The sequence below is a fragment of the Pedobacter psychrodurus genome, from assembly GCF_004331735.1.
Lineage (GTDB): Bacteria > Bacteroidota > Bacteroidia > Sphingobacteriales > Sphingobacteriaceae > Pedobacter > Pedobacter psychrodurus.
In genome coordinates, this window is the sequence record NZ_SJSO01000028.1 from 1 (window position 1) to 12,547 (window position 12,547).

Genomic DNA, 12,547 nt, shown 5'->3' on the forward strand with positions numbered 1-12,547 from the left:
GTTACATCATTTAATGTTGGAGCTATTGCAGTTCCATTGTAAGTATCGTTCAAAAGTACATTAGCAACTGCTGTTCCACCTGTTACTGAGTTGGCAGTACCTGCATCATCTTTTGCCAATAGTACACCCGAAGCCACGGTTACTTTTACCGTTGCGGTTGAAGTTTTCGAGGCATCTAATTTATCGGTGATGGTATAAGTTAAGTTATAAACACCAGCTGGGGTATTTGCGGCCACACCCACCGCTCCTGTTGAAGGATCGAGGGTTACCTTGCCATTGCTATCGTTTGTACCGTTGGTAATGGTTACATCATTTAATGTTGGAGCTATTGCAGTTCCATTGTAAGTATCGTTCAAAAGTACATTAGCAACTGCTGTTCCACCTGTTACTGAGTTGGCAGTACCTGCATCATCTTTTGCCAATAGTACACCCGAAGCTACCGTTACTTTTACCGTTGCAGTCGAAGTTTTAGAGGCATCCAGTTTATCGGTGATGGTATAAGTTAAAGTATAAATACCGGCTGGGGTATTTGCTGCAACATTTACCGCTCCTGTTGAAGGATCGAGGGTTACTTTACCGTTGCTGTCGTTTGTTCCATTGGTGATGGTAACATTAGATAGCTTTGCTTGTGCACCACCATTGTAAGTATCATTACCCAGAACATTCGCAACCGCTGTTCCGCCGGTAACACTATTTGTACTTCCACTATTATCAACAGCTAATATCACTCCAGTAACCAAATGAATAGTAACAGTTGCTTCTTTTACATTTCCAGGTTTTGTTTTATCTTCAATTTGATAAACCAATGTATAAGTCCCAACAGGTGTACCCGGAAGAACATTCACTTTTCCTGTAGCAGGATCAATAGATATGTTAAGGCTTGAACTCGAAATCTGAGTGATGGTCACATTAGCTAAAGTAGCTTGGTTACCATCCACCTTATCGTTAACCAAAACATTGCTCACTGCAACACCACCAGTTACGGCATTTAAAGTTCCTTCATCATCAACAGCATAAACTCCAGTATTGGTTACAGCTGGCGTATTGTTGCTCTCACTCGTTCCCGAAATATCAGAAACATTGCCGTTTAACGGATCTTTTCCATTAACCGTGGCCGTATTGCTAACTGATCCTAAGGCTTTTTCAGCATTAGAAATTGTATAGGAAGCCGTTGCCGTTGTACTTGCTCCTGGCATCAATGTGCTAGTCGCTAATGTAATTGGCCCTGTAACTTTACAATCGGTTACAACTAAGTTATTCAAGGTAACGTTACCGGTATTTTTAACTGTAAACAGGTAACTGATCGAGTTCCCATTAATGTTTAATGTTCCTGTTTTCACCAAAGTAACCACCGGACTTAAAGCGATGTTAACATCAGCTGTTGCTGTCTTTGCCGTTGGTAGTTCGGTAGTATTAACACTCGCTGAATTGGTAATCTTTCCAGTATTATTCGTTGGATTACCATTATTATTTAAATCTGATTGAAGTACAGTATAAGATCCATTGTAAGTCCAGCTTTCACCTTTTTCTAAAATATTATCTGTATTTCCGGTTTTCGTAGGATTACTTAAGTTGCCGCCAAGCAATGGATCGCTAACAATCACATTATTTTGACTAGTGTTACCCGTATTAGCAACTACAATTGTATAAGCGATCACATTTCCAGCCTTATTTACTGAAGTAACATTAGCAGATTTTGTTATTGATATCGACGAACAAACAGGAACAGATACCGTTACCGTAAATGTATTACCAACACAGCCACCTGTTACAGTCGCTTTTGGTGTTACGGTATACACGATTGTTTGGATACTGTTACTCGTATTGAATAAAGTTTGCGTGATTGTATTGCCGGATCCGTTAGCTGCACCTGTTACATTTGCATTTACCGCCCAAGTGAACGATGCTGGAACCGAATTCCCTCCATTAACAGTATTATTGATGTTTGATGTTTGAATATCATAGCTAAAGCTTCCTGCACAGTCTAAAGTCCTTGCATCATTAAATCCTTTAGGAGTTGGATAAATCGTTACCGTGATCTGTGAACGCGTTGCACTCTCACAACTGTTTAATGTCTGGCTCGCATAATAAGTTCCGTTGCTTAAAGCCGTAGTCGAAGCCAAAGCAGTTCCACCGGTTGCCTGTGTATACCATTTAACAGCCGTTCCCGTTGCAGCTAAATTCGCGACAGTAGCATTTGAAATTTCGCAGAAGGTCTGGTTATTTGCAGTCGGTGCTGGCGTTGCGGTAATCGTTACCGTAATCGAAGCACGTGTCGCACTCTCACAGCTGTTTAAAGTCTGGCTCGCATAATAAGTCCCATTGCTCAAAGCTGTTGTCGAAGCCAATGCAGTTCCACCTGTGGCCTGTGTATACCATTTAACAGCCGTTCCCGTTGCAGCTAAATTGGCGACAGTAGCATTTGAAATTTCACAGAAGGTCTGGTTGTTTGCAGTCGGCGCTGGTGTAGCGGTAATCGTTACCGTAATCGAAGCACGTGTCGCACTCTCACAACTATTTAAAGTCTGGCTCGCATAATAAGTCCCATTGCTCAAAGCTGTTGTCGAAGCCAATGCAGTTCCACCTGTGGCCTGTGTATACCATTTAACAGCGGTTCCCGTTGCAGCTAAATTCGCGACAGTAGCATTTGAAATTTCACAGAAGGTCTGGTTGTTTGCCGTTGGTGCTGGTGTAGCGGTAATGGTTACCGTGATCGAAGCACGCGTTGCACTCTCACAGCTGTTTAAAGTCTGGCTCGCATAATAAGTTCCATTGCTTAAAGCTGTAGTCGAAGCCAAAGCCGTTCCGCCGGTTGAAGAAGTATACCATTTAACCGAAGTTCCTGTTGCCGCTAAATTGGCAACGGTTGCGTTTGATATTTCACAGAAAGTCTGGTTGTTTGCAGTCGGTGCTGGTGTAGCGGTGATCGTTACCGTGATCGAAGCACGTGTCGCACTCTCACAACTGTTTAAAGTCTGGCTCGCATAATAAGTTCCATTAACCAAAGCTGTAGTCGAAGCCAAAGCAGTTCCGCTTGTTACCTGTGTGTACCATTTAACTCCTGTTCCCGTTGCAGCTAAATTGGCAACAGTAGCATTTGAAATTTCACAGAAGGTCTGGTTGTTTGCAGTTGGTGCTGGTGTAGCCGTAATTGTTACCGTAATCGAAGCGCGGGTTGCACTCTCGCAGCTGTTTAAAGTCTGGCTCGCATAATAAGTCCCATTGCTTAAAGCTGTGGTCGAAGCCAATGCAGTTCCACCCGTAGCCTGCATATACCATTTAACAGCCGTTCCTGTTGCAGTTAAATTCGCGACAGTAGTATTTGAAATTTCACAGAAGGTCTGGTTGTTTGCAGTCGGCGCTGGTGTAGCGGTAATCGTTACCGTAATCAAAGCACGTGTCGCACTCTCACAACTATTTAAAGTCTGGCTCGCATAATAAGTCCCATTGCTCAAAGCTGTTGTCGAAGCCAATGCAGTTCCACCTGTGGCCTGTGTATACCATTTAACTCCTGTTCCCGTTGCAGCTAAATTCGCGACAGTAGCATTTGAAATCTCACAGAAGGTCTGGTTATTTGAAGTCGGTGCTGGCGTTGCGGTAATCGTTACCGTAATCGAAGCACGTGTCGCACTCTCACAACTATTTAAAGTCTGGCTCGCATAATAAGTTCCATTAACTAAAGCTGTGGTCGAAGCCAAAGCAGTTCCGCCGGTTGCTTGTGTATACCACTTAACCGAAGTTCCTGTTGCCGCTAAATTGGCAACGGTTGCGTTTGATATTTCACAGAAGGTCTGGTTATTTGCAGTCGGCGCTGGTGTAGCGGTAATCGTTACCGTGATCGAAGCACGTGTCGCACTCTCACAACTATTTAAAGTCTGGCTCGCATAATAAGTTCCATTAACCAAAGCTGTGGTCGAAGCCAAAGCAGTTCCGCCGGTTGCCTGTGTATACCATTTAACAGCCGTTCCCGTTGCAGCTAAATTCGCGACAGTAGCATTTGAAATTTCGCAGAAGGTCTGGTTGTTTGCAGTTGGTGCTGGTGTAGCGGTAATGGTTACCGTAATCGAAGCGCGGGTTGCACTCTCGCAGCTGTTTAAAGTCTGGCTCGCATAATAAGTTCCGTTGCTTAAAGCCGTAGTCGAAGCCAAAGCAGTTCCACCGGTTGCCTGTGTATACCATTTAACAGCCGTTCCCGTTGCAGCTAAATTCGCGACAGTAGCATTTGAAATTTCGCAGAAGGTCTGGTTGTTTGCAGTTGGTGCTAGTGTAGCCGTAATTGTTACCGTAATCGAAGCGCGGGTTGCACTCTCACAACTGTTTAATGTCTGGCTCGCATAATAAGTTCCGTTGCTTAAAGCCGTAGTCGAAGCCAAAGCAGTTCCGCCGGTTGCCTGTGTATACCATTTAACAGCCGTTCCCGTTGCAGCTAAATTCGCGACAGTAGCATTTGAAATTTCACAGAAGGTCTGGTTGTTTGCAGTCGGTGCTGGCGTTGCGGTGATCGTTACGGTGATCGAAGCACGGGTTGCACTCTCACAACTGTTTAATGTCTGGCTCGCATAATAAGTTCCATTAACCAAAGCTGTAGTCGAAGCCAATGCAGTTCCACCCGTGGCCTGTGTATACCATTTAACAGCCGTTCCCGTTGCAGCTAAATTCGCGACAGTAGCATTTGAAATTTCGCAGAAGGTCTGGTTRTTTGCAGTCGGCGCTGGTGTAGCGGTAATCGTTACCGTAATCGAAGCACGGGTTGCACTCTCACAACTGTCTAAAGTCTGGCTCGCATAATAAGTTCCGTTGGTCAGAGCCGTAGTCGAAGCCAAAGCAGTTCCGCCGGTGGCCTGTGTATACCATTTAACAGCCGTTCCCGTTGCAGCTAAATTCGCGACAGTAGCATTTGAAATTTCGCAGAAGGTCTGGTTGTTTGCAGTTGGTGCTGGTGTAGCCGTAATTGTTACCGTAATCGAAGCGCGGGTTGCACTCTCGCAGCTGTTTAATGTCTGGCTCGCATAATAAGTCCCATTGCTTAAAGCCGTAGTCGAAGCCAAAGCAGTTCCACCGGTTGCCTGTGTATACCATTTAACAGCCGTTCCCGTTGCAGCTAAATTCGCGACAGTAGCATTTGAAATTTCGCAGAAGGTCTGGTTGTTTGCAGTTGGTGCTGGTGTAGCGGTAATCGTTACCGTAATCGAAGCACGGGTTGCACTCTCACAACTGTTTAAAGTCTGGCTCGCATAATAAGTCCCATTGCTCAAAGCTGTGGTCGAAGCCAATGCAGTTCCACCCGTGGCATGTGTATACCATTTAACAGCCGTTCCCGTTGCAGCTAAATTCGCGACAGTAGCATTTGAAATTTCACAGAAGGTCTGGTTGTTTGCAGTCGGTGCTGGCGTTGCGGTGATCGTTACGGTGATCGAAGCACGGGTTGCACTCTCACAACTGTTTAATGTCTGGCTCGCATAATAAGTTCCATTAACCAAAGTCGTGGTCGAAGCCAAAGCAGTTCCGCCCGTAGCCTGTGTATACCACTTAACCGAAGTTCCTGTTGCCGCTAAATTGGCAACGGTTGCGTTTGAGATTTCGCAGAAAGTCTGGTTGCTTGCAGTTGGTGCTGGTGTAGCGGTTCTCACAATAACATCGAAAGTAAAAGTTGCTCCACTACAACCATTGTAAATTGGCGTCACAGTATATCTTACTGTGGCATCAGCTCCAGAGGTATTTGATAAGGTTTGCGAAATTGGCCCAGCAACATCTGTTGATTGATTCGAAAATCCAGAGGCTGTTCCATTCGTTAAAGCTGCTGTCCAGGTATAGGTTGTCCCGTTTACATTACTATTTGGTGTTACGCTAAATGCCGATGCAGAACAGATTGTTGTTCCGGTTGCCGAAGCGGTAAGCGTGGGCACTACATATACCGTTATAGTGAAAGGATTACCTGAACACGATGAATAAATAGGTGTAACCGTATAAGTCGCCGTTTGCAGCGTTGTACCTGAATTGGTTAAGGTTTGATTGACCGAAAGTTCACCAGTACCAACGGCTCCTCCCGTAATGTTTGCAGAAGAAAGCGTTGGATTAGCCCATGTATAGGTTGTTCCGTTTGGCACATCAATTGGTGCAAAAGTAAAACTGCCTGTTTTACAGATATAATAAGTTTGATTGGCAATTACCGGACGAGGCGTTACCATTACATTTGCAGTTCCCGAAGCCGCATTTGTACAGCCTCCACCAGAAACAATTGCTCTATAAAGCGTAGTAACAGCAATGTTTGTATAGTTTAGGCTTGTTGTTGTATTCGCAATTGTTGTCCAGTTTATACCGTTATCTGTTGATGATTCCCAACGCACAACGGTTGAAGGTGCACCAGACAATGTTAATGTACCATTCGAACCAGAACATACAGTACCCGCCCCACTGATCGTCCCTGTCGAATTAATAGTTACAGTATGATTTGCAGTTTTAGTTCCGCATATTCCCACAGCAGATGCTGTAATTGTTGCCGTACCGTTATAAACCGACGACCAGGTTACTGCGCCCGTACTGGCATTAATTACACCAGAATTTACGGGACTAATGCTGTAAGTAATTCCGGTAGCATTACTGGCTGTTGCCGAATAGGTTTGTGTTCCGAAGCCTTGACAGCGAGACGAAGTTGCTCCCAGAGCAAAAACGGGGGTAGTTACCTGAGGACTAACAATTATAGATCCAGTTGCCCTAATAATCGTAACAGATGGGGACGCATAAGTTGCTCTTACTGTATAATTATAATCACCAGGATTGGATACCGTCCCTGCATCAATCGTTAAAATGGTATTTCCACCGGAGGTTGTGGTTCCATAATTCAGACCTGAAGGACCTAAACCTGTAACTAAAACGACAGGTGTTCCTGTAATCAGATATTGGATTGCTGTAGTAGTTCCACCAACACAGATCGATTGGTTATCTGTTCCCGATGCCGACGTTAATGAAATATTTACTGGCGTAACACTAGCAGAGGCCGTATTATTCGATAATACAGGATCTGCCTGAGATCCCGTTACTACCGCTGTATTGTTATAATTTCCAGAATTATTAACTTTAGCCGTTATAGTAAGTATAAGGCTTTGACCAGCATTCATGCTTCCTATGGACCACAAACCTGTAGCCGGATCATATGATGTTCCCGTTGCCGCAACACTTGAAACGTAAGTGTATCCAGAAGGAAGTAAATCTGTAGCCGAAACACCAATAGCATTACCGGTGCCAGTAACCGTACCTGATGCGATATTCGAATTTTTTACGGTGATGGTAAAATTAACTGTCCCTCCTTTTACCGGTGATGTATTGTCAACTGCCTTGGTTAAGATCAAATCAACATTACACAAGGCAATGGTTACCGGAAGCGATTGTGAACTGATGCCGCAATCTAATGTAGAGGTTATGGTATAAGAACCAGAAAGCGTAGCTTGATACGTTCTCGAAGTTGCACCCGCAATAGCCACCCCGTTTAAGTACCATTGAAAAGGGGCATTACTATTTGCATCGGCACTTAATAAGGCAGATGCACAATCAGCCTGCGCATAGGTTGGTTTTAATGCTTTCTCTGGAAATGGGGAAAGAAAATTCGACATCGAAAAACCACCACCCGATTGTACCATTGCAACAGTCCACCTGGTATTACTACTTAAATAGAATGAATTTGGGCTACCAATATTCGTATTTTCAAAATCGATGGCATAAGCTCCGGAACTTCCTAGTTGTCTACGTACACCCACCCCAGGGATAGTTTCCACATCTGTATTGTTAAATACCGGAGAACCTCCATTGGTGGTTAAATAGATTTTATCAGTAGAACTTTTGGTAATCAGATAAGCGAAATATGGCAAATCTCCTAGATTATTCCCTCTAAACTTGTAGGTTTCTGCTTTTAATGAACCTCCACAGGCACTCAAAGGCGCTAAAGTTGCGATATCAACCTCACATTGATTTGCCGTACCCGAATAGGCCACTACATTTTTTGTCGCTACAATCCTCGATCCTGAAGATGCATCCCCCACCTGAACGTTCCCTGTATTTGTTCCCGTAGATACCCCATTTGGAAAAGTAATAAAACTTCCCTCAGCAATTAAGTTATAGGTATTGGTTGATTGCAGAACGCCATTGTGATCAAAATTGGATACCGTTACATTGGTATTCGCTTCTGTAGCTATAATAGTTGTTTGTTCTGCGGTATTATTTCCTTTTCCCCTAATCACCACATACTCATTGCCCAAAGAAGAAATTGGTGGCACCGGATTATAGGCACCATCACCACAGGCTTCAGGCGCATCTACATTTATTCCGGTGTTCATTACTGCAGGACCTGATGTTTCCACCAAACTGCCCATCACAGCCTGTAAAATATAACTTTGACCTGAATTTAATGTGGTAATGGCTGTACCATTAAGCTTGATTGTCGTATTATTTTCAAGGGCTAAAATACTGTATACTGGCCGCTTGGTAGAGACACTGGCAGCCACACCATTCAGATCTCCATCGCGATAGTAACCCACCCTAAAAGCATTACCAACCGCAGCATCTCCAAAACTAAATAATGAAGCATTCCCTTTGATATATTGATCATTTGTAGAACTATACGATCCAGCTGGAATATCGTCAGAAGCTACATTTCTAATATTTACCGCAATTGGATTATTGCCGGTAACTATAATTCCTGCGGCGTTAAGTATCGTATTCAGACTATTTTTTGCCAAACCAACAGGATCGCCAGCAAACCTATAAACTGCAGGATTTCCGGGTGTGGGTGTTAAAGTAGTAACTAAACTTCCATCACTTTTCTTAATTGTTGCAGTTGTTCCAGCTGTATTGGTAGAAATTACAATTTCATTGGCGCTACTCCAATATTGCCAGGGTGCAGGAGCAATATAGTGTGTTTTGTAGGTTTGCGCAGTAGCGGAAGAAATAGAAACCAGTAAAAATAACGAAAATGCCATTAGTTTAAACCATGTTTCCTTTTGAAAACTGAAGAGAAAGCGTTGTGTAATTTTATTCATTTTCCACTTGGAAGTAATAGGGTAATCACTGCATATAAATGACCTCATCCAATGAGCACATAATCTTCCTAAAAAGGTTGTTTTTCAATAAAAAATTCTCTTTATAGGATGCAGTAAAAACAGCGTTTATACGCTGATTATAAAACACTTTTGAAGAGATAGAGACTATTTTAAAATGTTGTTTTTAAGGGCCGCAAAAGTATGTTATTTTTCACATTCCTGCAAGCACCAAAAAACCACAATATTGCCGACTATTTTATACTTAAATTGCAAAAAACTGTCTTATCAATACTACAAAGCAAACAAAAAAAGAAATTAACTTCTACCATGCTGGCAGACAACAACTAGCGAACGAAGTGTTTTTTTGATATTAATCAACAACTATCTAATCATATGTAGTATTTATACTACTAATTAAAGTTAAAATTGTTGTTTTTAAACAAAAACAAAAAGGGTTTAAGATCTGTTAAATCCTAAACCCTCTACCATAAAAAAACAAGAAAATAAATCGAATTAATAGAATTAAATCTTAGCCCTAATCCTACTTAATGTTTCGAGCCTGATGGCTAAAAAAGAAGCAATGTGTTTTAAAGAAACCCGGTTAATTAAATCAGGGAAGGAGACCAAAAACCGTTTATATCTTTTCTCGGCTGACGAAATCCGGCACAGATAAGCACGTTCCTCTGCCGAACGGTAATACACTTCCATCATCTTTCTGCCAACAATATTGGCTTCAGGAAAATTTTCGTAAAGGTATTCGGATAATACATGTGGAATAGCAACTAAATCTACATCTTCTAATGCTTGTAAATATTCTTCCGAGTCGCCATCTACCCACAAATTGCGTATGGTACCTACAACTTCATTCTCTTTGGCAATCCATGTGGTAATCTCGTTATCTCCATCTTTTATAAACCCCCTAACCACACCTTTAACAATTAAAAAAAGGAACTTGTTACGATCTACCGGCGAGACAAGATATTTATTCTTTTTGTAGCTGATTGGAAAGGTGTGTTGATTGATCCGCCTTTCTATTTCCTCGTTAAGGGGGTGAAATTTTTTAAAAATTGAGACTAGAGGAGAAAAATTATTGTATTTCTTCCATCTATCTTCATCAGATAAGTTAACTGCGATCATAATGAAACTGTTGGGATAGACGCAATAATGCTAAACTAAGCAGGATCACGATGTAAGTATAGGAAGATTGAATCAAAAAAAGAATTTTTTTTTGATTTTTCTCAATTTCACAAATTTTAAAGTAACTTTTCCACACCTAAACCAAATAAAGCAAAATCATACTTCACCGGATCTGAAGGATCGAAATGTTTCAAATTGTCGGTTAATTCAATTGCAGTTAACCAATCCGTCTGCTTTCTGTTAATCAGTCCGAGTAGTCGCCCTACCCGATCTACATGCACATCGCAAGGACAGATTAGATCTTTTGGCTTAAACATATTCCAGATGCCGAAATCGACACCTTTTTGATCTACCCTAACCATCCACCGCAAAAACATATTTAAACGTTTACAGGTAGATTTTTGCTTTGGCGAGGAAATATGTTTCTTCGTCCGGTGAGGAAAATCTTCCAAGGAGAAAAAATACTGTCTGAAATGGTTCAATGCCTGCGCTATTGAAAAGTTAAGCTCATCAGCGTAACATACTTCCGAGGCATATATTATTTCAGATTTAAATGATGAAACTTCTAAATATTCAGACCGAAAGACATCTTGCTTAGGTACAAATGCCTGCTCTAAACTGTCGAAGTTTTGATAATGCTGCTTAAAAAACGAAATAAAATAAAGTAAGTCGGTATCGTTAAATGTGCGGTGTTTAAAGTTCAACAGGCGTTTTAAATCGCTATCCGTATGATTAATAACAAAATCGTAAGGCGCATTGTCCATCCGGCCAAGTAGTTCCTTACATTTATTTATAATTGTTTTCCGCTGCCCCCAGGCTAAAACCGCAGCAAAAAAGCCCGCAATTTCTATATCCTGCTTTTTTTCGAAAAGATGGGGAATACAAACCGGATCGTTTGCTATAAAATTTGGCTGATTGTATTGTTCAACTTTACTATCCAGAAAATTCTTTAACTCCAAAAATTGCATTATGAGTTATGTTTAGATGTAAATAGCAGCACAATTGTTGCCATTTAAACCGGATTGAAACGGTATACTTTTTTGTTTTTGCTCATTTTGATGAAGTAGATACCTCCACAAAAAAGATTTAGTGTAAAGCCGGAATACCACTAATATTAGCACAACAATGGCTTTACAAAAAAGTAAAAATCGGACAGATATCTGGTACCTGCCCGCTCGAAATATTATACTAGTGCATTAGCTAAATCCTCTAAAAGATCATCGATATCTTCTACCCCAACACTTAAACGAAGTAAGTTATCGGTAACACCTACTTTCTCTCTTTCCGCTTTCGGAATAGAGCCATGTGTCATCGTTGCAGGGTGATTAATTAGCGATTCTACCCCACCTAATGATTCGGCCAAGGTAAACACCTTAAAATTAGACGAGATCCTAAAAGTTTCTTCCAGGTCAGCACCTTTTAATGTAATCGAAATCATACCGCCAAAACCACGCATTTGTCTTTTAGCTACATCATGATTAGGGTGATCTTCAAAACCCGGCCAATAGATTTTATCAACCTTTGGATGTGTTTTTAAATAATGCGCAATACGCTCCCCATTTTCGCAATGTGCTTTCATCCTAAGATGAAGTGTCTTAATTCCCCTCAAAACTAAAAAAGCATCTTGCGGACCTGGTGTTGCACCACAGGCATTATAAATAAACCAAAGATCTTTATACAATTGCTCATCATTAGTTACTAAGGCACCCATTACTACATCAGAGTGGCCACCAATATACTTGGTTACCGAGTGCATTACAATATCAGCGCCCAAATCGATCGGGTTTTGTAAATAAGGTGATGCAAATGTATTATCAACCGTAAGGATTAAATTTTTCTCCTTCGTAATTTTTGCTACCCCTTCAATATCGATAATCTGCATGGTAGGATTGGTAGGTGTTTCTATCCAAACCAATTTCGTTTTATTATTGATGTACGGCAACATATTCTCTGGTTTAGAAAGATCCAGAAAATGGAATTTGATTCCATATTTAGTAAAGATTTTGGTAAAGATTCTATACGAACCACCATATAAATCATTTCCGGTAATCACCTCATCGCCCGGCTGCAATAATTTTAATACTGCATCTGTTGCACCCATTCCGCTCGAAAAAGCCAGGCCATATTTGGCGTTTTCTAAAGCAGCTAAACAATCCTCCAAAGCTTTACGCGTGGGGTTTGTTCCTCTCGAATACTCGTACCCCTTATTATCTCCGGGAGATTTTTGCCAATAGGTAGAAGTTTGATATATCGGTGTCATTACCGCACCAGTGGTTGGATCAGGCTCTTGACCCGCATGTATAGCTTTAGTTGCGAATTTCATTTTTTTTGAGATTTGAGATATTAGACATAAGATTTGAGACACTAGATTTGAGATT

General features: G+C 41.6%; 4 protein-coding genes. All 4 read right to left on the minus strand.

The features are described 5' to 3' along the window. Window positions 1–9,032: beta strand repeat-containing protein (locus tag EZ456_RS22360; RefSeq protein ID WP_165501395.1), on the minus strand; the 9,032-nt coding region annotated here is incomplete at its 3' end. 522 nt (window positions 9,033–9,554) lie between these two features. Beyond that, window positions 9,555–10,169 carry a Crp/Fnr family transcriptional regulator gene (locus tag EZ456_RS22365; protein ID WP_131534006.1) on the minus strand — a complete coding sequence of 205 codons (615 nt, stop codon included), beginning with the start codon at window positions 10,167–10,169 and terminating at the stop codon, window positions 9,555–9,557. A 116-nt stretch (window positions 10,170–10,285) separates the two neighbouring features. Next, window positions 10,286–11,137 carry a TIGR02757 family protein gene (locus EZ456_RS22370; protein ID WP_131534008.1) on the minus strand — a complete coding sequence of 284 codons (852 nt, stop codon included), beginning with the start codon at window positions 11,135–11,137 and terminating at the stop codon, window positions 10,286–10,288. A 215-nt stretch (window positions 11,138–11,352) separates the two neighbouring features. Next, a complete protein-coding gene (locus EZ456_RS22375; protein WP_131534010.1) occupies window positions 11,353–12,492 on the minus strand; it encodes a cystathionine gamma-synthase in 1,140 nt (379 codons plus the stop codon). Window positions 12,493–12,547: the final 55 nt, after the last annotated feature.

Excerpts from the sequence above, each read along its gene's own strand:
- EZ456_RS22365 (WP_131534006.1), bottom strand. The coding sequence starts at position 10,169 with ATGATCGCAGTTAACTTATCTGATGAAGATAGATGGAAGAAATACAAT.
- EZ456_RS22370 (WP_131534008.1), bottom strand. The coding sequence starts at position 11,137 with ATGCAATTTTTGGAGTTAAAGAATTTTCTGGATAGTAAAGTTGAACAA.
- EZ456_RS22375 (WP_131534010.1), bottom strand. The coding sequence starts at position 12,492 with ATGAAATTCGCAACTAAAGCTATACATGCGGGTCAAGAGCCTGATCCA.